Consider the following 22,263-nt stretch of genomic DNA (forward strand, 5'->3'; position numbering starts at 1 on the left):
CCCATCACCTTGGGGAGGTTTTTACTAGTTAAAACATTTCTGATGTTGTTTTTCCTTGCATATGAAGAACAAGGTAGTCTGGGCCACCAGCTTTTGAGTCTGTACCTGACATATTGAAACCACCAAATGGTTGGTAGCCAACGATTGCTCCAGTACAGCCACGGTTGAAGTAAAGGTTTCCTACATGGAAATCTTCACGTGCTTTTTCAATGTTTGCACGATTGTTTGTGATAACTGCACCAGTTAAACCGTATTCTGTGTTATTCGCAATCTCAATTGCATGATCAAAATCGCGAGCTTTACAGAATGCAACAACTGGCCCGAAGATTTCTTCCTTCATTAGGCGTGCATCTTCAGCGACATCAGCAACGATTGTAGGTTGAATGAACCAGCCTTTTGAATCATCGCCTTGTCCACCATGAAGAAGTCTTCCTTCTTGCTTACCAATTTCAACATAACTCATAATTTTATCGAATGCAGCTTGGTCATTAACAGGACCCATGTACATTGATGGATTTGTTGTATCACCAACTGTTAATTCCTTCGTTAACTCGACTGCACGGTTTAATACTTGATCATACACATCCTCAACGATAACTGCTCGTGAACATGCAGAACATTTTTGACCTGAGAATCCGAAAGCAGATGCAACGATTGATTTAGCAGCTAATTCAAGATCAGCTTCTTTATCTACAACGATTGTATCCTTACCACCCATTTCAGCAATTACACGTTTTAACCAAATTTGGCCTTCGTTCAGCTTTGAAGCACGTTCGTAAATACGTAAGCCTACATCACGTGATCCTGTGAAACTAATGAAACGAGTGCGCGCGTGATCTACTAAGTAATCACCAACTTCAGAGCCACTTCCTGGAACGTAGTTAACTACTCCAGCTGGCAGACCAGCTTCTTCTAATACTTCCATGAATTTTGCTGCGATAACCGGAGTTGTACTTGCTGGTTTCAATAACACCGTGTTACCTGTAACAATTGCAGCAGTTGTCATTCCAGCCATAATAGCAAAAGCAAAGTTCCAAGGAGAAATAATAACCCCTACACCTAAAGGAATATATGAAAAACGATTATATTCAATCGGACGACTTTCTACAGGAATTCCGTCTTTTAATTTCAGCATTTGACGTCCATAATACTCCATGAAGTCAATTCCTTCAGCTGTATCTGCATCTGCTTCATTCCATGGTTTACCTGCTTCTTTTACTAGAATTGCAGAAAACTCATGTTTGCGGCGACGTACAATTGCTGCAGCACGGAACAGAATATCAGCACGCATTTCTGGGCTGGATTTTCTCCATGTTTGGAATGTCTTATCTGCAACCTGCATTGCTTTTTCAGCAAGCTCACGGTTTGCCTTTGATACACGTCCTACAATTTCTTCCTTGTTAGCAGGATTAACAGAGACAATTTTATCTTCAGTTGAAATACGTTCTCCACCAATAATTAAATCATAGTCCTTACCAAGATAAGCCTCTACAGTTGCTAAACCAGCTTCAAAGGCCTTCTTATTTGCTTCAATTGAAAAATCTGTAAATGGTTCATGTTTGTATGGTACAACCATCCATCTTCGCCTCCCTTTCAAATTCAAAAAGCGTTTACAACATACAATCATATTCTACAAGATATACTTGACTTCTTCAAACAATGTGGTAATAGTTGTAATTTTAAGTTTTTTCATCACTTTAATTAACTCATTTCAAAAAAGATCTAACCCATTCTTGAGTTAGATCTAAATGTACTAATTATATACATGTACGAACGGCTCTTTCTCTCCTGCTTCCCGGACAATCACACTTTCTGGTCCATCCTCAGAGGATATATAGACTTGCACTGAAATATAGTCATCAAAATGCTCCATAATCAGGCCTGTTATATATTGTGTAAAAGCAATAACTTCTGCCTTCCCATGGAATTCCATTGGTACCGTGAGAGTTAACTCTCTTAATTCATCATCTTTATAAAAGCCTTGACCAATAACGGCAGTAAAATTCGGAAAGAATTCTTCAACATCAGATGAAAAGTTTTCAAACATGACAGAATCCTCTCGATAAACCTTTTTGGCATCCTTTGATGGGAAGAAATAATATTCTTCATTTATATTCTCCCATTTATTTATCTCCGCACTATTTGCATTAACTGTAGCTTTTGCGATGAAATTACCAGGCGCAATGGAACTAGTTGCTTCCTGTTTAAAAAGAGCGATAACAATAGGGACATCTTTTATATCTTTATAAGCTTCATTACTACGCATTCGCTGGATAATTTCCTCTGCAATCCTTTTTCCTTCTTTTTCAACTGTTTCTTTGTCAATGGTTACGTCACGAGGGTAACCTCCCACCTGATCAGGAAGATTATAATAATAATGAGAATTCATCCCTAATCCGATGACGATTCCACCTAGTTCGAGCTTATCATCATTATTTTTCACTAGATAGTTTTGTTCTAAAACAGTTGAAAGATAGATCGGACTATTTTTCATTAGTTCTTCATATTTAGAAGCATCGTTCCCGGGCTCAAATATTGGATTTAACCCTTCATTCGGTGCCTTTTTCTTCTCTTTCTTCTCCAAAGCAGCATATTGTGCAGCTGAAAGTTTACGCGTAAGCCAAGCTTGAATCGTTTTCTTTTCTATATTTTGCCCTTCTTGATAATAATATTTATCAGACGGAAATGATTCCTGAGCAATCCGCATTAACCCTGTCTCAAATTCATTAACATCCAAACGATTATTAACATTTTCCGAAACGATACCCCTTGCTATTCCCGTTTTAAAAGGTAAAATAGAGCGATAATACGATTCAGAAATATTATATTTCGGGATAATTGCCTTTTCTCCCTTTTCATTTGTTTTCTGAACTACCTCTGTATCCTCACCAAATTTCGGAGCACAACCGGCGAGAAGAAGTAGTAAAGATACCCCTAGTATTAGTAGTCTTCTCAAGCCTAACACCTCTTACTTCCTCAATTCTTGGACCAAACGGTCCTCATCCCATATTTCAATATTCAACTCTTGTGCTTTCGTAAGCTTTGAACCAGCTGCCTCACCAGCAATTAAGAGATCCGTACTTTTACTTACACTACCTGTTACTTTTCCACCTAATGCTTCAATCTCTGCTTTTGCATCATTCCTAGTTAATTGTTCTAGCTTCCCAGTGAGGACAATTGTCTTACCAGAAAAATAGGAATCACTATTTTCAACAGATATTGCCTTAGGTCCTTTATATTCCAGATTAACACCGTAATCCCGTAGTTCCTTGAGTAGTTCTTGAACTTCAGGTAATTCAAAATAAGTGACAATTGCATCTGCCATTTTTTCACCAATTTCATTAATTGCTGTTAATTCTTCCTTGGTTGAATGCTGCAACTTTTCCATTGTTTCAAAATACTGTGCTAATGTCTTTGCTGCCTTTGCCCCAACATGACGAATTCCAAGCCCGAATAGGAGTTTTTCGAGTGAATTCTGTTTTGACGCATCTATTGCCGCAACAAGGTTACTAGCTGATTTTTCGCCCATTCTTTCTAATTGAAGTACTTGTTCTTTTGTTAATTTATATAGGTCAGCCACATCAACGATTAATTCCTCTTTGAAAAGCTGTGATATTACCTTTTCACCTAGTCCATCAATATTCATCGCATTACGTGAAACGAAATGGATGAGTCCTTCGCGAATTTGAGCCGGACACTTTGGATTAATACATCTTAATGCAACTTCACCATCAAGGCGCACTAATTCACTCTCGCATTCTGGACAGTGAGTCGGCATATGGAATTCGATTTCTTCACCAGTCCGTTGCTCAATTAGAACATTCACAACCTCTGGAATAATATCCCCAGCCTTTTTTACAACAACAGGGTCACCAATTTTTATATCTTTTTCACGAATTAAATCTTCATTATGAAGGGATGCGCGTTGGACCGTTGTTCCGGCAACAAGTACAGGCTCCAATATCGCTGTTGGCGTAATGACACCTGTTCGGCCGACACTTAATTCGATATCAATAAGCTTTGTAACAACCTCTTCAGCAGGAAACTTATAAGCTATCGCCCACCGTGGACTTTTTGCAGTAAACCCAAGCTCCTCTTGCTGATCAAGTGAATCAACCTTAATAACAATTCCATCAATATCATACGTGAGTTCTGGGCGTTTAACTACCCACTCATTCACATACTCAATTACCTCATCAATAGTTGCGCACTTTCTACGTTCTCGATTTGTTTTAAAACCAATTTTCTCCAGCCAATTCAATCCGTCACTATGTGAAACAACATTTGTTTTACTTGTATCTGCAATATTATAGATGAATACATCAAGATTCCTCTTTGCTGCAACCTTTGGATCAAGCTGTCTTAATGAACCTGCCGCAGCATTTCGCGGGTTTGCAAAAGGTTCCTCTTCATTTTCGAGACGGCCGGCATTTAATTTTTCAAAGGATTTACGTGGCATAAAAACCTCTCCACGTACTTCAATATTTACTGGTTCCTTTAAACGCAGTGGAATCGAACGGACTGTTTTTAAATTCACTGAAATCTCTTCACCTATTGTCCCATCTCCACGAGTAGAGCCTTGAACAAAAATACCATTCTCGTACATAAGTGAAACAGCTAAACCATCAATTTTCAATTCACAAACATAAGATACTGTCTCCCCAACCGCTTGGCGAGCACGGCGATCAAAATCCCGTAAGTCCTGCTCGTTAAAAGCATTTCCTAGGCTAAGCATCGGAATCCGGTGCTCAACCTTCTGAAATCCCTCTAATACTTGCCCACCGACACGAACTGTTGGAGAATCTGCGGTCTTTAACTCCGGGTTCTCTTCCTCGAGTTTAATAAGCTCCTGCATTAAACGGTCATACTCCGAATCAGGTACACTTGGTTTATCTAATACATGATATTCATAATTATATTGATTTAAAAGCTCATGAAGTTCGCTTACTCTTAATTTATTATCCATTAAGGTATCTCCTTATCTAAGCCTTTGTGATTGGCGCAAATTTAGCTAACAAACGTTTAATACCAGTTGGGCTTGGGAATGCAATATCAAGCTCCTTCGATTCTCCATCACCTTTTACACTTACAACGGTGCCAATTCCCCATTTTTTATGCTCTGCCTTATCTCCGACATTCCAGCCGATTTCATCTCCACCAGTCGATGTCGCAACAGGACGAGCAACTGCAGGTCTTGAAGGGAACGGGGTAGCTTTACGATGTTGTTGAAGTCGTTCTTGTTTAAGTTGCTCTCCAAAATCTTCAATAAGCTCCTCAGGAATTTCCTTAATGAAACGAGAAACTGAATTCATCGACGTACGCCCATACAATGTCCGCATTTGCGCATTCGTGATATAAAGCTCCTGCTCAGCTCGAGTTATCCCAACATACGCGAGTCTCCGCTCCTCTTCCATTTCTGCCTCTTCCATAAGGGATCGACTATGTGGAAAAACTCCTTCCTCTAAGCCAATTAAAAAGACAACCGGGAATTCAAGACCCTTCGCGGAGTGTAATGTCATCAATACAACTGCATCGTTTTTGTCGGTTTCATCTTCCTCAAGTTTATCAATATCCGCAACTAATGCTAGGTCAGTTAAAAATGCAACCAAGCTTTTATCATCATTTTGTTTTTCAAAATTTTGTGTTACAGACAAAAATTCATCAATATTCTCAAGGCGGCTTTGCGCTTCAAGGGTTTTTTCCGCCTTTAACGCATCTTTGTAACCTGTCTTATCAATTACCTGTTCAACGAGCTCTGTTACAGATAGAAATTCCTGCATTTGACCCCAATTTTGAATTTGGTCTCTGAATTCTCTTAATGTATTCGTGACCTTCCCACTTACCCCAATTTGCTCAATTTCATGAAGTGCTTGGAAAATGGAAAGCTCATTAGCGATCGCATAATTTGCAATTTTATCAAGTGAGGTCGCACCAACTCCACGCTTTGGTACATTGATAATTCTTGCTAAGCTAATATCATCATCTGGATTAGCAATTACACGTAGGTATGCGAGAATATCCTTAATTTCCTTACGGTCGTAGAACTTAATACCGCCAACAATTTGATACGATATATTTGATTTTAAAAGAACTTCCTCCATTACACGCGATTGGGCATTTGTTCGATATAAAATCGCTATATCAGCATACTTTCTTGCCCCGCTATTAACCAATTCTCTAATTTTCCCGGTCACAAATTGCGCTTCCATCGCTTCACTATCAGCACGGTAATAAATGATTTTATTGCCTTCATCATTTTCCGTCCAAAGATTCTTCGGCTTTCGGTTCGCATTTTTTTCAATGACTTCGTTTGCCGCTTGGAGGATGCGCTTTGTCGAGCGATAATTTTGCTCCAATAAAATCACACTTGCGCTTGGGTAATCTTTTTCAAATGATAAAATATTTGCAATATCGGCACCACGCCAGCGATAAATTGATTGATCAGAATCACCAACAACGCATAGGTTTTTAAACCGAGATGCAAGCAATTTTACTAATAAATATTGAGCACGGTTCGTATCCTGATACTCATCAACATGAATATATTGAAACTTTCGTTGATAAAATTCTAACACCTCTGGAACACGTTGGAATAATTGAATAGTCATCATAATGAGGTCATCAAAATCTAATGCTTGGTTTTTTCGTAGTCTTTTTTGGTACATCGTATACACATCACTGACAACTTGGTCATACCACCCGCCAGCATTTTTTGCATATTCTTCTGCCGTTACTAGTTCATTCTTTGCACTACTAATCGTCCCAAGAATACTACGTGGATCGAACTTTTTCGGATCAATATTTTTCTCTTTTAAAATATTTTTAATGACTGATAATTGATCGGTCGTGTCTAGAATCGAGAAGTTTCGATTGAACCCGATTCGATCAATATCTCTTCGTAAAATTCGAACGCACATCGAGTGGAAGGTAGAAATCCAAATATCCTCTGCTGCCCCACCTAAAATTCTTTGTACACGTTCTTTCATTTCACGTGCTGCTTTATTTGTGAACGTAATCGCGAGTATATTCCATGGTGCGATTTCCTTTTCCACCATGAGGTATGCAATTCGGTGGGTAAGCACACGTGTTTTTCCACTTCCCGCTCCAGCCATTATCAGAAGTGGACCATCTGTAGACTTTACTGCTTCTTGTTGTTTTTTATTTAATCCCGTTAATAACTTATTACTTATGAATTGCAATCTTTTCACCGCCCATTATTTATTCCAGAAACATATGTTCTATTTTACATGATAATTATACTTTTTAATAGTGCTTTTCCTTCACTGCTTGTACTGTTTGCAGTGCGGCCTTTATATCATCATAGACAATATTTCCAACAACAATTGTATCGGCAATCGAGCCCATTTCAATTGCTTGTTCCTTTGAACAAATACCACCGCCATAGAAAAGCTTTGTCTTATTCAATGATTGCTTCACTTTTTGAACTGTCTCTTTATCACCATATTGTCCACTGTATTCCAAATAAAAAATCGGAAGCTGGAACATTTTTTCTGCCATATTAGCATATGCCACAACATCATCGACACTCAATTCTGTAGTGGCATCCGTTAATTGTGCTGCCTTACAATCCTTATTCAAAATACAATACCCTTCAACTATGAATTCATCCCAATTCATAACTTCACCATACTCCTTAATCGCTGAATGATGAAGACCTGTAATCCATTTAGTTGTTTGGCTATTAAGAACGGTTGGGATAAAATAATAATCAAATCCAGGTGTGACAGACTCTATATTTGAAATCTCTAATATACAAGGAACCGTGTAACGACGTATTCTTGACATCAATGCAATTACATTATCCAATGTAACTCCATCACTTCCACCAACAATAATGGCATCTGTTCCAGATTCACAAATCTCCTCTAAGTGCTGATCACTAATTTCCTTATTTGGATCAAGCTTGAAGACATGTCTCCATTCTCTAAAATCGTACATGAAGATCCTCCATTTCTCTCACAACGTCAATATTTCCATTCCTCCATTATATCAAAACCGTAACACCAATTAATACCCATAAAAGTGTCATGTATTACTTTTACAAAGAGAAAAGCCGAAACAAGTGGTTTCGGCTTTTAATCATTATGTCTATTTCTCTATATTTTCATCAGATTTCAATCGGTCTAATGCCATAAGATATGCGTCATTTCCATAATTTAAGCATCGTTTTACCCGTGAAATTGTCGCTGTACTTGCACCAGTTTCTGATTCTATTTTATGATAGGTCTTTCCTTCTTGAAGCATTCTTGCTACCTCAAGACGTTGTGCTAAAGATTGAATCTCATTCACCGTACATAAATCATCAAAGAATCGATAACACTCTTCTAAATCTTGCAAGGTAAGTATAGCATTAAATAATTGGTCAAGCTCCTTGCCGCGTAATTTATCAATTTGCATTCATTTTGCTCCTTCTACTACGTGTTCAAATAGGAGGACTCACCATACCTTTTGAACATCCTTACTTAGTTACCAAACGAAACAGCGCCAGCTATTCCTGGAGAAGTTGGAATAATATTAATCCATGTCTTCCCTGGGATTAGTCCTACTTCTCTTCCATCTATAAATGGCACAATTCTACCATCTACATTTTGCCATTCTACCTCATTTGCTTTACCATTTTGAAGTAAATAGCCTTTTCCACCTGAAGTTAGTTCCACTTCCCGTCTTCCGTAATCATCAATAAAGTGATGGTTCATCTCAACGATTAACACATTATCTATGAGAATCGGTGTATTTGTTTCACGGTCAACGGTCTGCTCTCCTCCGCTATAGCGTTCATATTTACCTACTTCTTGATTGAAATCATAAACAGCAGCAAATGAATCACGTGATGAATAGGAGATTCGAACATGTTCTGCAGTAGTACCTTCGATTCCCTTTGTTTCATCCTCTGAAAGGAATTTAAACGAAGGAGCTTCTTTAATCATGTGATACCCTTCTTTTTCAGCACCCTTTATAATATTTTCATATGATATATAAGAATTATGAGGTGCTACACGGAAGTCTGCCCTCCAAAATAGACTTCCATCGTACTCCATCCCATTTAAATTATCGACAGCTCCACTTTGCAAAATTTCCTTCGCCTCTGGACTCCATCCATGTGCAATGTATAAAGCATCAAAGCCACTGCTCAATTCAATAAAATAATCCCTCGAGCTGCGAACAGGTCCAATTATTTCTGGCTTTTCACTTTGATAAATAGCTAGAAATCTCGTTAAATCTCCTTCAGCTAATACTTCATACACAATATCTGCCATATGCAGTCCGGATTGAGGTCGTGCTTTCGGATGATTATTAATCATAACGGCGACTGGTCTATCCATCACCTGTTCATCCGTCCCAATACCTGTAAGCGGATACATATTAGTAAACCTTGGTTCATCCTTCTCGACATTTTCCACTTGTTCAGGCTCTTGTTCGTCCTTCGTAGCTTCTTCTTTTTTACTACATGCAGTTGAAAAAAGTAATAGAAAAATAGCTAGTACAATTAAGTATTTCTTCATACGTCAGACCCACAACCTTTTTCCCTAAAAATTAACGCTTCATCACTTTTATATTTTAACGCATTATTGACGGAAAGAGTACAATTTTATTCATGACATCATAAATTCCTTGTGGCGTGATACGAATATATGGTAAATGTGTCGATGATAAAAACAATAAAGTATAGATCGGATCACTAAATTTATATCCACGTTCCCGTAATAATATATCAAGCTCCTTCTCTTCTTTCATTAAGTCTCCCATTTGTTTGTGAGACATATGCCCGCCTAGTTCTAACGGGATTTCATACAGCACTCTGTCTTTCTCTGTTAAAACAATTCCCCCTCCAAGCTCTTTCATTCTTTTAAAAGCCAAAAGCATATCTTGCTTATTTTTCCCAATTAGCAAAAAATCACCCGTATTTGAATATGAGCTTGCAAAACCTGAAACACGATTAGCAAATCCCTTTATCATTGTGTTGATTCTCCATTTACCTTGACGGTCTATCAACATTAAGTAACTTTCATCATGCTTCATGGAAAGCTGATCATATGAGGCGTCAATTGTAACCGAATATGGTTTCATAATGACTGCATTTTCCATCTTCATCCCGAATGGCATTGAAAATTGTAGGTCATCCATCGTAACATTCCAATCACAGGAAAGCTTATTAAAGCTGTAATTATTCCATGGAAACTCTACAAATTCATTCATTTCTACCTCATCTTTTTTCACCCATTTTCCTTTTGCCAATACGGACACTGGTGTAGGTTCTTCTTTAGATCTTAAAAAGTTAATATTTGCTATTCTACCGGTAGTTATGCTTCCATGAAGATGTGCTATATTATAGTGCTTGGCTACATTAATCGTTGCCATATTATATGCATCAATTACGGGAACACCTTTTTCAATTGAAATTTTAATCAAATTGTCAATTATGCCCTCCTCGTAAAAGGCAGGAGGTGAACCATCTGTTGTCAAAACAAATTGATCGTATTGGTCAATACCAAGCTCGTGAATTTCATCAAGAATTTTTGGCAAATCTGGACGAATCGAGGAATATCGTAAAGAGGTTGTATATCCTTGTAACAACCGATTCATAACATCTTTACCAGTCATCGACTCATGGTCACAATCAGCACCAAGTAGCATCAATTTGGCAAGTGTTTTTTCAGATGCTCCAGGGAAATGCCCCTCAATTTTTTTACCAAGTCTTTTGGCCTCTTGAATCCAATGCAGCATCAAATCATCGCCATCAAGTAATTTCGGCCAACAAGTTAGTTCACCACCTTGAACGACAGAATCATGTTCTAACCAATTTTTAATATTTCCATTAGAAAAGATTTGCTCTTCATTATGAATTTCAGTCTGCGGGTCGAATCTACACCACCAGTACATGGATACAGGTAGATCTTTCATTTCTCGCAAAAAAGAAAACGCTTTCTTTTTGGTTAATTGCAAAGCGAGCACGAGATTATCATTGATTAATGTTGTCGTCCCACTCTGTGATGCATATTGTGCAAAAGAGTGGGGATTATATAACTGAAATGGGTGTACATGCGGCTCGATATATCCCGGCACTAAAAATTGGCCGTCACAATCAACAATTTCACAGTTAGTAAGCTTTGATGGCAACTGCTGGCCAACATATATAATTCGGTCTGCATATATCCAAATATGTGCTTTGAGCCATTTCTTAAAGATTGGATTTAAATAAGTAGCATTTTTCAATAATATTGATGGTGACTTTTTTCCATCTATAACAGCAACATGCTCTCTAAGCTGCTTATTTTTCCAACGGTATCGCTGATCTAGCATGAATATCTCCCCATTCTTTCTAAAGCTTTCAATTGATGGACAAGAAAGTATAAACTTAACTAACACCTCTGACTTCGCCCATTAGGGCTTGCCAATCGGTGAGTTTTCTATAAAAGCTTAAGCTTATAGTACCATATTAACCGATTTAACGCATTAGTGTATTAATTAATTGTAAAAATTTTGTGAATTTACCATTTCATGAACAATTTAGATTTTTAAACATCTTTACATTTGTATGTTTCAGGAGGAATAATTATGAAACCCAATATAGGAGCAATCAATGCATTACTTCGAATTACATGTGGACTTACAATGTTAGCATGGACAACGTCAAAGCTAACGAGAAGACCTTGGTGTGGGGGTAGATATTTATTCATTGCCATTCTTGCTGCCATGAAGGTTGGTGAAGGAATTACTCGCTTTTGCCCAATAACAGCATTATTTGAACAGCGTGCAAATGAAAAACAAGAAAATGCTGAGGAACTATTACCAGCCGTAATCAATCCGACTTAACATAGAAAAGGTGAGAAAGCCTACTACTTTTGCTTTCTCACCTCTTTTAACTTTATTTAAAAGGAACATATGAAATGGCTTTATTGCCGATATCCTTCCTGTAAAAGAGGCCGTCACATTGGATTTTTTGTGCCTCTTGATATACCTTTTCCTGTGCCTGTTCAAGGCTTAATGCCCTTGTTGTAACTGTAATCACTCTTCCGCCATTTGTGATTATCTGATCATCATGTATCGTTGTACCTGAATGGAAGACCATCATCTCATCTGTTAAATCAGGTAAACCTTCAATAACCGCACCTTTTTCATACTCTTCTGGATATCCTTTCGATGCGAAAACAACACCAATCATTGCATCCTCCGACCAATTCAATTCGACTTTCTTATTTTGTAAAATACTAAGTAAAATGTCGACAAGGTCATTTTCTAATCTTGGTAGGACAACCTGTGTTTCAGGATCACCAAATCTCGCATTATATTCAATCACTTTTGCACCTGTAGCTGTTAAAATTAATCCCGCATACAATATTCCGGTAAAACGTCTATTTTCCTTAATCATCGCACTCACAGTTGGCTTTAAAATAGTCTCAACTGCTTCATTCACAACTTTTGTTGGAATTTGGGGCACGGGTGAATAGGCACCCATTCCGCCAGTATTCGGCCCTTCATCATTTTCATATGCACGCTTGTGATCCTGTGAAATCACCATTGGATACACATTCTCTCCATCAACAAAAGCCATTAATGAAAATTCCTCACCATGTAAAAATTCCTCTATGACGACTTGTGCACTTGATTCACCAAATCTTTTTGCTTCCATCATTTCATATAAACTAGTTAACGCCTCGTCCAACGTCATCGCAACTGTTACACCTTTTCCTGCTGCTAAACCGTTCGCCTTGATAACAATTGGAGCACCTTTTTCTAGAATATATGCTTTTGCTGCTTCATATGATGTGAATGTTTCGTATTCTGCAGTTGGGATGCTATATTTCTTCATTAGGTCTTTTGCAAACGACTTACTACCTTCAATGAGGGCCGCCTCCTTCGTAGGACCGAAGATGACTAATCCCTCAGCTTCGAAGCGATTTACAATCCCATTGATTAATGGAACCTCTGGACCGACAACCGTCAGATCGATGCTCTCAGACTTTGCAAAAGAAACCAATGCATCAAAGTCATTTTCATCAATAGGGACTGATGTTGCCACATCTTTCATCCCCGGGTTTCCCGGTGCCACATAGATAGTCGTAGTCTTCTGACTTTGAGCAATCTTCCATGCTATTGCATGCTCACGACCTCCACGTCCAATAATTAAAATTTTCATCAAATTCACCCCTTTTTAGCAAGTTATATTGGGTATATGCGCACTCTACTGGGGATTTGCGCGTTATTCCGGATTTATGCGCGCTCTCACGTAGATTTGCACGTTATTCCAGATTTATGCGCGCTCTCACAAAGATTTGCACGTTATTCTGGATTTATGCGCGCTCAAGCGTAGATTTGCGCGTTATTCTGGATTTATGCGCGATCCCGTGTAGATTTGCGTGTTACTCCGGATTTATGCGCGGTCCCGCAAAGATTTGCACGTTATTCCGGTTTTATGCGCGCTCTCACGGAGATTTGCACGTTATTCTGGATTTATGCGCGCTCTCACGAAGATTTGCACATTATTCCAGATTTATGCGCGCTCACGCAAAGATTTGCACGTTATTCTGGATTTATGCGCGCTCTCACGTAGATTTGCGTGTTATTCCGGATTTATGCGCGCTCACGCGTAGATTTGCACGTTATTCCAGATTTATGCGCGCTCACGCGAGGATTTGCACGTTATTCCGGATTTATGCGCGCTTACGCAAATCCCCGTAGATTAACTAACTATCACTCAATAAATTAATGTTTAAAATGACGAATTCCTGTAAATACCATCGCGATTCCATATTCATCTGCTTTCTTAATTGAATCCTCATCACGTATTGAACCACCTGGTTGAATAATTGCTGTAACTCCCGCTAGTGCTGCTGCTTCAACAGTGTCATCCATTGGGAAAAATGCGTCTGAACCAAGTGCGGATCCTTTAGACTTATCACCTGCTTGAGCAATTGCAATATTTGCTGCACCAACTCGATTCATTTGGCCTGCACCGATACCGACTGTCATATCATCCCTTGTTAACACAATTGCATTAGATTTCACATGCTTCACTACCTTCCAGGCAAGCTTCAAATCTGCCCATTCTTGTTCAGTCGGTTCTCGTTTTGTCGGAACTGAAATTATTGCATCGTCAAATGTGAATCCATCCTCATCCTGTAGAAGTAGCCCGCCCCTTACTGATACAAGCTTCGACGCTATTTGACCATTGTCCGAAAAATCAACTGTCAACAGGCGAAGATTCTTTTTCGATGATAAAGTCTCGAATGCTTCCTGACTAAATGATGGTGCAATAATAATTTCTAAGAAAATCTCATGCAATTTTCCGGCCGTAACAGCATCTACTTCACGATTAAAAGCAATAATTCCGCCAAAAATAGAGGTAGAGTCTGCCTCATACGCCTTATTAAATGCCTCTTCGATTGTCGTACCAACACCAACTCCACAAGGATTCATATGCTTAACCGCAACTACCGCCGGTTCATCAAACTCCTTTACAATCTGAAGGGCTGCATCTGCATCATTAATATTATTGTAAGATAATTCTTTCCCGTGCAATTGAACTGCAGACGCAATTGATAATGTAGTACCCAATGGCTTTTTATAAAAAGCAGCCTTCTGATGCGGGTTCTCTCCATAACGTAGGTCTTGTTTTTTCTCATATGTAACAGTTAATGATTCAGGGCTTTCTTCCCCGACCTCTTTAGTTAAAAATTCAGCAATGACTGCATCATAGGCAGCTGTATGGCGAAATACCTTTGCAGCAAGTCTTTGCTTGATTTCAAATGGAACTGATCCACTCTTTGAAATTTCATCTAATACAGTATGATAATCAGTCGGATCAACCACAACTGTAACAAATTGATGGTTTTTTGCTGCCGATCGTAGCATCGATGGTCCACCAATATCAATATTCTCGATTGCATCCGCAAATGCTACATTTGGCTTTGCAATAGTTTGCTGAAACGGATATAAATTTACGACCACTAAATCGATTGGTGTAATATGATGATCTTGAAGTTGTTTTAGATGGTCCTCATTATCACGAACAGCTAAAAGTCCGCCATGGATATTTGGATGCAAGGTTTTCACCCGCCCATCCATAATTTCAGGAAAACCGGTCACATCAGAAATACCGATAACTTCTACACCATTTTCCTCAAGCGTTTGTTTCGTTCCCCCTGTGGAAATTACTTCAATTCCGTTTTCAATTAAACCTTTTACAAAAGGTACTATTCCTTCTTTATTCGACACACTCACTAGCGCTCTTTTAATTGCCACGATCATTTCGCCCCTTAATAAAAGATTGCAATACCTGTGGATAAAATTCATGTTCAATTTTATGGATTCTATGTTCAATACTTTCTAATGTTTCGTTCTTCTCAATTGCAAGCTCCTTTTGTGCAATAATCGGTCCTGTATCCATTCCCTCATCGACAAAATGGATCGTTATGCCGGTCCTGCTAACACCAGCCCTATACGCTTGACCGATTGCATCCTTACCAGGAAACAATGGTAAAAGAGAAGGATGTATATTAATAATTTTATTTTTAAAAGCCCCTAGCAAAGTTTCACCAATTAGCCGCATATAGCCAGCCAAAGCAATTAGCTCTACCTGCTTTTCCTGTAGCTTTTCTACAATCTCCAGTTCAAAAAATGCTTTACTAGGATAAGACTTCGGTGAAAAAACAAAACTCTCAATTCCCACCTGTTTTGCACGTTCAATTACCTTTGCTTCCGGCTTATCACACACAAGCAATGTTATTTCTGCATCCAGCTTACCATGTTGGATTGCATCACAAATCGCTTGAAAATTTGTACCGCTGCCTGAAGCAAATACAGCTATTTTCTTCATACAAGAGCTCCTCCGCCAAAGGAAACTCCTTCACCTTCTTTAACTCGCCCGATAATAAATGCTTTTTCCCCTTGTTCCTCAAGCAATTGGATTACATCATGAAAATTGGACTCTGCCACTGTTAACACCATACCAATTCCCATATTAAAAATATTGAACATTTCTGTTCGATCTAAATTTCCTGTCGTTTGAAGCAAATCAAAAATGGCTGGTATCGGCCAAGAACCATAATCAATTTCTGCCCCTACGCTGTCCGGCAACATACGTGGAATATTCTCAATAAATCCTCCACCAGTAATATGAGACATCCCTTTAATTTCATATTTCTCCATCACTTTTAAAAGTGATTTAACATATATTTTAGTTGGCTGAAGCATTTCTTCTCCCAATGTTCTACCGAGTTCACCATATGTTTTGCCTAAATCCAACTTCCCATCTTCTAATAGTATTTTACGGACCAGCGAGTATCCATTGCTATGAATGCCACTTGATGTTAGCCCAATCAGTACATCACCTGGACAAATTGAAGTACCTGTTACCAACTTTGACTTTTCCGCTACACCAACAGAAAAGCCAGCTAGGTCGTATTCGTCCTCTCCATACATACCAGGCATCTCAGCTGTTTCTCCACCAATCAAAGCACATCCCGCCATTTCACAACCATCTGCAATCCCTTTTACGATTTGTTCAATTTTCTCAGGATGTGCCTTGCCACATGCAATATAATCTAAAAAGTATAATGGCTCTGCTCCTTGCACAATGATGTCATTCACACACATGGCAACAGCATCAATCCCAATTGTGTCATGCTTATCCATCATGAACGCCAGCATTAATTTCGTTCCGACACCGTCCGTTCCTGATACTAGAACAGGCTCTTTCACATTTACCTTCGAAAGATCAAACATTCCCCCGAAGCTACCAAGTCCACCCATCACTTCTGGTCGTACGGTTTTTTGAACATGCTTTTTCATTCTGGAAACAGCCTCATAGCCTGCTTCAATATCTACCCCAGCTTGTTTATAGGCATTTGCCATTTTATTGAACACCCCTATTCAGATGAATGTAACAACAGTCCCAGGACGTTGCAAATATCGCAATTTGGCTCATTTTTGAACAACATATTTACATATAGACTTTTTCGTGTGGCAGCACTGTGTCAGGGAAAATCTCAGTTGGATATTTTCCAGTAAAGCATGCCAAGCATTGGCCGCATGTTTCACCGTCAGATTTTCGGCCAATGGCTTTTAACAATCCTTCAATACTTAAGAAGGTAAGTGTGTCTGCCCCAATAATTTCACGAATTTCCTCTATTGAATGATCTGATGCCACTAGTTCTTCATGTGTTGATGTATCGATTCCATAGAAGCATGGATTTTTCATTGGCGGTGAGCTTATACATACATGTACTTCTGCCGCACCCGCTTCACGGAGCATTTTTACAATACGACGGCTTGTTGTTCCACGTACAATTGAATCGTCTACCATCACTACCCGCTTTCCTTCAACTACTCCGCGTACAGGCGATAGCTTCATTTTCACTCCTTGCTCACGTAATGACTGTGAAGGTTGAATAAAGGTACGACCTACGTAGCGATTTTTAATCAGACCTAATTCATATGGAATACCTGAGGCCTCTGCATACCCAATCGCTGCAGAGATGCTTGAGTCTGGCACTCCTGTCACAACATCTGCATCAATAGGTGCCTCGAACGCTAATTGCTTACCTAAATTTTTACGTGCGGTGTGTATATTAATTCCGTCAATGCTACTATCAGGTCTTGAAAAATAAATGTATTCCATGCTGCAAATCGCTCGATTAGTGTTTAATGAAAAACGTTCTGAATGAATTCCTTGGTCATTAATGATGAGAAATTCTCCCGGCTCTACGTCGCGCTCATATGTTGCACCGATTACATCAAAAGCACAAGTTTCCGAAGCAACGACATAGGCATCACCAAGTCGACCAAGTGATAATGGACGAAGACCGTTTGGATCAAGAGCAACCATCATTTTCTTCTCTGTCATTACAACAAATGCATATGCCCCCTTGATCATCGTTAATGCATTTTTGACACGATCCTGTATTTTCGTATAACCACTTCTTCTTGTTAGATGTGCAAGTACCTCTGTATCAGAGGTTGTTTGAAAGATACTGCCTTGATTCTCTAATTGATGCTTCAAATCATTGGCATTGACGAGATTTCCGTTATGAGCAATCGCTAGCCCACCAACCATTGAATGAAAGAGGAGGGGCTGAACATTCTCAATTCCGCCACCCCCAGCAGTTGCATAGCGAACATGGCCAATGGCAGCTTTTCCTTGTAAATCATTCAATTGTCCGTTACTAAAAACCTCATTGACTAGACCTTCCCCTTTTGCAACACTAAGCTTTTCACCATTGCTGACTACAATCCCAGCGCCTTCTTGACCACGATGCTGTAGGCTATGCAGTCCATAATAGGTGATTTGAGCTGCGTCTGGATGGCCCCATATTCCAAAAACGCCACATTCTTCATTTAAGCCTTTGAGTTCAGCAAGCATGGAATCGCTCCTTTCCAAGAGCTTAGAAGTTCTTCCACCTGAAGGTCGACTAGTTTTTTGCCAAAGCTATCATTAATAATTAAATTCGTATGCTCAGTAACTACACCAATACATGTAGCCTCAACAAACTGTTTAAATTGATCTTTATTTTCCGGTTTGACTGATACAATAAAACGTGATTGTGTCTCACTGAATAATTCCACTAATGCTTCTCCTTGCACTTGAACTGAAGCACCCAAACCATTTGCCCCCATGACACTTTCAGCTAATGCAACAGCAAAGCCACCCTCTGCAATATCATGAGCTGAAGCAACAACTCCAGCACGGATTGCCGATAAAAGTTGTTGTTGGCGTATTGCCTCAATCTCTAAATCTAGTTCTGGTGCTCTACCATAAATTTCACCATTTACTAACTTTTGAAGCTCACTCCCACCAAATTCATGCTTTGCTTCTCCAATTACATAAATGAGATCACCAGCTTCTTTGAAATCCTGTGTTGTTATGTGAGCAACATTTTCAATCAACCCAACCATTCCAATGACAGGTGTTGGATAAATGGCAACACCATTTGTTTCATTGTATAGCGAAACATTCCCACCAATAACAGGGGCTTTTAATGTACGACATGCTTCACTAATACCGTCAGCTGCTTTCTCAATCTGCCAAAAAATTTCTGGTTTTTCAGGGTTACCAAAGTTTAAGCAATCAGTAATGGCTAGTGGCTCTCCCCCTGAACAGACAATATTTCGTGCCGCCTCACTAACTGCAATTTTCCCACCAACCTCTGGATCTAAATATAGATACCTAGAGTTACAGTCAGTTGTCATTGCTAATGCCTTTTCAGTGCCTCGAATCCTAACGACTGCTGCATCTGATCCTGGAGAAACCACTGTATTCGTACGAACCATATGATCGTATTGGTCATACACCCATTCTTTACTCGCAATCGTTGGCTGTGACAATAAATCTAGTAATGTTTGATTATAGTCATTTACCTCAGGTGCTTTCACGTCCATTGCTTGAAACTCACCATAGTATGCAGGCTCAGCTGATGGTTTATGATATACAGGTGCCTCTTCTGCTAAGGCATCAACTGGAACATCCGCAATAACTTCTCCTTTATGAATCAAGCGAAGCTGTTTATCATCGGTAACTTTACCAATTGCTACTGCTTCTAAGCCGTATTTTTTTACAATCACTTGAATTTCTTCTTCTCTTCCCTTTTCGACAACGATTAACATTCGTTCTTGAGATTCAGAAAGCATCATTTCATAACCTGTCATCCCAGTTTCACGCTGTGGAACAAGGTCCAGGTTCATTTCAATCCCTGATCCAGCTTTACTTGCCATCTCAGCTGATGAACTTGTTAAGCCCGCTGCTCCCATATCCTGAATCCCAACTAATGCATCACATTTTACAAGCTCCAAACAAGCTTCCAACAACAATTTTTCCATAAATGGATCGCCTACTTGAACGGCTGGACGTTTTGCTTCAGACTCTTCTGAAAGTTCTTCAGATGCAAAGGTTGCACCATGAATACCATCACGACCTGTTTTCGCACCTACATACATGACAGTATTTCCTACACCTTTTGCAAGGCCTTTTTTAATATCCTCATGATTAATTAAGCCGACACACATTGCGTTTACGAGTGGATTACCTTCATAGGATGGTTCAAATTGAATTTCCCCACCAACTGTTGGAATCCCTACACAATTTCCGTAGCCGGCAATCCCTGCCACTACTTCTTCAAACAAGTATTTCACTCGTGGTGAAGTTAATTCACCAAATCGAAGTGAGTTTAATAGAGCAATCGGTCTTGCCCCCATTGAGAAGACATCGCGAATAATTCCGCCAACCCCTGTTGCTGCACCCTGATAAGGTTCAATTGCTGATGGATGATTGTGGCTCTCGATTTTAAAAACAACGGCTTGGTTGTCTCCAATGTCTACAATTCCTGCACCCTCACCAGGACCTTGCAGCACTCGTTCACCACTTGTTGGAAACCTTTTTAATACAGGCTTCGAGTTTTTATAGCTGCAATGCTCCGACCACATGACAGAGAGTAGCCCTGTTTCTGTATAATTCGGGAGCCTTCCTAAAATCCCTTCAACTAATGCAAATTCCTCATCATTTAAACCCATCTCACGATATACTTTTTCTACTTTGATTTGTTCCGGACTTGGTTCAAGAAGTAACGCCATATGCTGATAACCTCCATTGTTTTACAATTGATTGAAATAACTTGATTCCATCTGCACTTCCAAGAAGCTCTTCAACTGCTCGTTCAGGGTGGGGCATCATTCCGAGTACATTTCCTTTTTCATTCGTTATTCCCGCAATATCTGCAAGACTTCCATTTGGATTATCACCAAAATATGTGAATGCAATTTGTTGATTTGTTTGTAAGCTTGCTAGAGTTTCCTCATCACAATAATAATTTCCTTCTCCATGAGCAATTGGAATTGAGATGATATCGCCTGTCTCGTATTCAGAGGTAAACATCGATATATTGTTTTCTACACGTAATTTAATCGTACGGCACATAAATTTCAATTTTTCATTCCGTCTCATTGCTCCAGGTAAAAGACCTGCTTCTAGTAATATTTGAAATCCATTGCAAACTCCTAAAATCGGTTTACCCGCTTCTGCTGCTTTTACAACTTCAGTCATCACATTAGAAAAACGCGCAATTGCACCGGTTCGTAGGTAATCACCGTATGAAAATCCTCCAGGTAGTAAAATCCCATCGTATTCGTCAAGATTTGTAGCATCATGCCATACGTATTCAACCTCTTCTTCTAAAGCATCCTTTATGGCATGATACATATCGACATCACAATTCGAGCCAGGAAAAACAATCACTGCAAATTTCACTGTGCGACAACCTCCTCAACCTCATAACGGTAGTCTTCAATCACCGTATTGGCTAATAATTTTTCACACACCTCACGTACGGTTCGGTTAAGATCTGCAACTGATTTATCAATTGTTAATTCCATATACTTTCCAATTCGAACATCCTTCACCTCGTTATAATTAAGACGATGCAATGAACCTTTTACTGCACTCCCTTGAGGATCTAATACACTTTCCCTTAATGTTACGAATACCTTTACTTTGTACATGCTATTTGACCTCCTAGTCGGTGTAAAATTTCCGTATAGCTTTTAGCTAAATCCCCAATATCTCGACGAAACACATCTTTATCAAATTTCTCATTTGTCGTTATATCCCATAGACGACAAGTATCCGGTGAAATCTCATCTGCTAGTAAAATTTCTCCTTCTTCCGTCAATCCAAATTCAAGCTTAAAATCTACTAAACGTATCTCCACTCCTAGGAAATGCTCTTTTAAAACTTCATTCACACGTAGTGCATTTTCCTTTAACTCTTGTACCTGTTCTTTCGTTGCAGCTTGAAGGATTTCGATATGATCCTCATTAATTAATGGATCTCCTAATGCGTCATCCTTATAATAAAATTCAACGATTGGTTTCTCTAATTGCGTACCTTCCTCAATTCCCAATCGCTTTGAAAGACTTCCAGCGATTACATTTCGAACAACAACCTCTAAAGGTATAATCACAACCCTTTTTACTAACTGCTCAGTTTCTGAAAGCTTGCCTATATAATGCGTTCTAATGCCTGATGCATGAAGCTTTGAAAATAGTAAACTCGTAATTTCATTATTCAAATGGCCTTTTCCAGTAATTTGTGCTTTTTTCTCACCGTTGAATGCTGTTGCATCATCCTTGTATTCCACCAAAACTGCATTCTCTTCATTTGTGCGGTAAATTCTTTTCGCTTTCCCTTCATACAGCAATTCCAGCTTTTTCATTTGGCAAGGTCTCCCCTCAAGATTGTAGGGAGGTTGGAAA

The 22,263-nt window shown here is 39.1% G+C and carries 18 protein-coding genes; 1 reads left to right on the forward strand and 17 read right to left on the reverse strand.

Annotated features, from left to right (window positions below; translation table 11 throughout):
- Positions 1-28: 28 nt before the first annotated feature.
- The 8 genes from pruA to MJG50_RS04990 all read right to left on the reverse strand — a co-directional run bounded on the left by pruA (position 29) and on the right by MJG50_RS04990 (position 11,322).
- Complete coding sequence (gene pruA, locus MJG50_RS04955) at positions 29-1,576, reverse strand: L-glutamate gamma-semialdehyde dehydrogenase (RefSeq protein WP_240253252.1); 1,548 nt, start codon at positions 1,574-1,576, stop codon at positions 29-31.
- A 177-nt stretch (positions 1,577-1,753) separates the two neighbouring features.
- Complete coding sequence (locus MJG50_RS04960; RefSeq protein WP_240253253.1) at positions 1,754-2,956, reverse strand: CamS family sex pheromone protein; 1,203 nt, start codon at positions 2,954-2,956, stop codon at positions 1,754-1,756.
- A 12-nt stretch (positions 2,957-2,968) separates the two neighbouring features.
- Entirely contained in the window at positions 2,969-4,966 is a 1,998-nt protein-coding gene (gene ligA, locus MJG50_RS04965) for an NAD-dependent DNA ligase LigA (RefSeq protein ID WP_240253255.1), read from the reverse strand.
- A 16-nt stretch (positions 4,967-4,982) separates the two neighbouring features.
- Positions 4,983-7,199 (reverse strand): DNA helicase PcrA, encoded by a 2,217-nt coding sequence (gene pcrA / locus MJG50_RS04970; protein WP_240253257.1) that lies wholly within the window; start codon positions 7,197-7,199, stop codon positions 4,983-4,985.
- 64 nt (positions 7,200-7,263) lie between these two features.
- Positions 7,264-7,959: a heptaprenylglyceryl phosphate synthase gene (gene pcrB / locus MJG50_RS04975; protein ID WP_240253265.1), complete on the reverse strand. Its 696-nt coding sequence runs from the start codon at positions 7,957-7,959 to the stop codon at positions 7,264-7,266.
- Between the two features lie 150 nt (positions 7,960-8,109).
- A complete protein-coding gene (locus MJG50_RS04980; RefSeq protein WP_240253267.1) occupies positions 8,110-8,418 on the reverse strand; it encodes a YerC/YecD family TrpR-related protein in 309 nt (102 codons plus the stop codon).
- A gap of 65 nt (positions 8,419-8,483) precedes the next feature.
- Positions 8,484-9,524 (reverse strand): DUF3048 domain-containing protein, encoded by a 1,041-nt coding sequence (locus MJG50_RS04985; protein ID WP_240253269.1) that lies wholly within the window; start codon positions 9,522-9,524, stop codon positions 8,484-8,486.
- 55 nt (positions 9,525-9,579) lie between these two features.
- The gene (locus tag MJG50_RS04990; protein WP_240253274.1) at positions 9,580-11,322 is read right to left on the reverse strand and encodes an adenine deaminase C-terminal domain-containing protein; all 1,743 of its coding nucleotides are present in this window, start codon (positions 11,320-11,322) and stop codon (positions 9,580-9,582) included.
- Positions 11,323-11,577: 255 nt separating this feature from the next.
- Here MJG50_RS04990 and MJG50_RS04995 point away from each other — a divergent pair, with 255 nt between their 5' ends.
- The gene (locus MJG50_RS04995) at positions 11,578-11,835 is read left to right on the forward strand and encodes a YgaP family membrane protein (RefSeq protein ID WP_240253276.1); all 258 of its coding nucleotides are present in this window, start codon (positions 11,578-11,580) and stop codon (positions 11,833-11,835) included.
- 52 nt (positions 11,836-11,887) lie between these two features.
- Here the strand turns inward: MJG50_RS04995 and purD are convergent, their stop codons facing one another.
- The 9 genes from purD to purC all read right to left on the reverse strand — a co-directional run bounded on the left by purD (position 11,888) and on the right by purC (position 22,223).
- Positions 11,888-13,159, reverse strand: a complete 1,272-nt coding sequence (gene purD, locus MJG50_RS05000) for a phosphoribosylamine--glycine ligase (protein WP_240253278.1) — start codon at positions 13,157-13,159, stop codon at positions 11,888-11,890.
- Positions 13,160-13,725: 566 nt separating this feature from the next.
- Positions 13,726-15,264, reverse strand: a complete 1,539-nt coding sequence (purH, locus tag MJG50_RS05005; protein ID WP_240253280.1) for a bifunctional phosphoribosylaminoimidazolecarboxamide formyltransferase/IMP cyclohydrolase — start codon at positions 15,262-15,264, stop codon at positions 13,726-13,728.
- Positions 15,254-15,838, reverse strand: a complete 585-nt coding sequence (gene purN / locus MJG50_RS05010; protein WP_240253282.1) for a phosphoribosylglycinamide formyltransferase — start codon at positions 15,836-15,838, stop codon at positions 15,254-15,256. The genes purH and purN overlap by 11 nt, the downstream gene beginning before the upstream one ends.
- Entirely contained in the window at positions 15,835-16,875 is a 1,041-nt protein-coding gene (purM, locus tag MJG50_RS05015) for a phosphoribosylformylglycinamidine cyclo-ligase (protein WP_240253284.1), read from the reverse strand. The genes purN and purM overlap by 4 nt, the downstream gene beginning before the upstream one ends.
- 88 nt (positions 16,876-16,963) lie before the next feature.
- Positions 16,964-18,382, reverse strand: a complete 1,419-nt coding sequence (gene purF, locus MJG50_RS05020; protein ID WP_240253286.1) for an amidophosphoribosyltransferase — start codon at positions 18,380-18,382, stop codon at positions 16,964-16,966.
- Positions 18,358-20,586, reverse strand: a complete 2,229-nt coding sequence (gene purL, locus MJG50_RS05025) for a phosphoribosylformylglycinamidine synthase subunit PurL (protein ID WP_240253288.1) — start codon at positions 20,584-20,586, stop codon at positions 18,358-18,360. The genes purF and purL overlap by 25 nt, the downstream gene beginning before the upstream one ends.
- On the reverse strand, positions 20,570-21,259 hold the full coding sequence (purQ, locus tag MJG50_RS05030; protein ID WP_240253290.1) for a phosphoribosylformylglycinamidine synthase subunit PurQ: 690 nt from the start codon (positions 21,257-21,259) through the stop codon (positions 20,570-20,572). Before purQ ends, purL begins: the two co-directional genes overlap by 17 nt.
- Complete coding sequence (purS, locus tag MJG50_RS05035; protein WP_240253293.1) at positions 21,256-21,510, reverse strand: phosphoribosylformylglycinamidine synthase subunit PurS; 255 nt, start codon at positions 21,508-21,510, stop codon at positions 21,256-21,258. Before purS ends, purQ begins: the two co-directional genes overlap by 4 nt.
- Complete coding sequence (gene purC / locus MJG50_RS05040; protein WP_240253294.1) at positions 21,498-22,223, reverse strand: phosphoribosylaminoimidazolesuccinocarboxamide synthase; 726 nt, start codon at positions 22,221-22,223, stop codon at positions 21,498-21,500. The genes purS and purC overlap by 13 nt, the downstream gene beginning before the upstream one ends.
- Positions 22,224-22,263 lie beyond the last annotated feature (40 nt).

The sequence above is a fragment of the Fredinandcohnia quinoae genome (assembly GCF_022427965.1).
Classification (GTDB): domain Bacteria; phylum Bacillota; class Bacilli; order Bacillales; family Bacillaceae_L; genus Ferdinandcohnia; species Ferdinandcohnia quinoae.

Bases quoted from the DNA above. Each gene is read 5' to 3' on its own strand.
- pruA (WP_240253252.1), bottom strand. From the start codon at position 1,576: ATGGTTGTACCATACAAACATGAACCATTTACAGATTTTTCAATTGAA.
- ligA (WP_240253255.1), bottom strand. From the start codon at position 4,966: ATGGATAATAAATTAAGAGTAAGCGAACTTCATGAGCTTTTAAATCAA.
- pcrB (WP_240253265.1), bottom strand. From the start codon at position 7,959: ATGTACGATTTTAGAGAATGGAGACATGTCTTCAAGCTTGATCCAAAT.
- MJG50_RS04980 (WP_240253267.1), bottom strand. From the start codon at position 8,418: ATGCAAATTGATAAATTACGCGGCAAGGAGCTTGACCAATTATTTAAT.
- MJG50_RS04985 (WP_240253269.1), bottom strand. From the start codon at position 9,524: ATGAAGAAATACTTAATTGTACTAGCTATTTTTCTATTACTTTTTTCA.
- MJG50_RS04990 (WP_240253274.1), bottom strand. From the start codon at position 11,322: ATGCTAGATCAGCGATACCGTTGGAAAAATAAGCAGCTTAGAGAGCAT.
- MJG50_RS04995 (WP_240253276.1), top strand. From the start codon at position 11,578: ATGAAACCCAATATAGGAGCAATCAATGCATTACTTCGAATTACATGT.
- purD (WP_240253278.1), bottom strand. From the start codon at position 13,159: ATGAAAATTTTAATTATTGGACGTGGAGGTCGTGAGCATGCAATAGCA.
- purN (WP_240253282.1), bottom strand. From the start codon at position 15,838: ATGAAGAAAATAGCTGTATTTGCTTCAGGCAGCGGTACAAATTTTCAA.
- purM (WP_240253284.1), bottom strand. From the start codon at position 16,875: ATGGCAAATGCCTATAAACAAGCTGGGGTAGATATTGAAGCAGGCTAT.
- purF (WP_240253286.1), bottom strand. From the start codon at position 18,382: ATGCTTGCTGAACTCAAAGGCTTAAATGAAGAATGTGGCGTTTTTGGA.
- purL (WP_240253288.1), bottom strand. From the start codon at position 20,586: ATGGCGTTACTTCTTGAACCAAGTCCGGAACAAATCAAAGTAGAAAAA.
- purS (WP_240253293.1), bottom strand. From the start codon at position 21,510: ATGTACAAAGTAAAGGTATTCGTAACATTAAGGGAAAGTGTATTAGAT.
- purC (WP_240253294.1), bottom strand. From the start codon at position 22,223: ATGAAAAAGCTGGAATTGCTGTATGAAGGGAAAGCGAAAAGAATTTAC.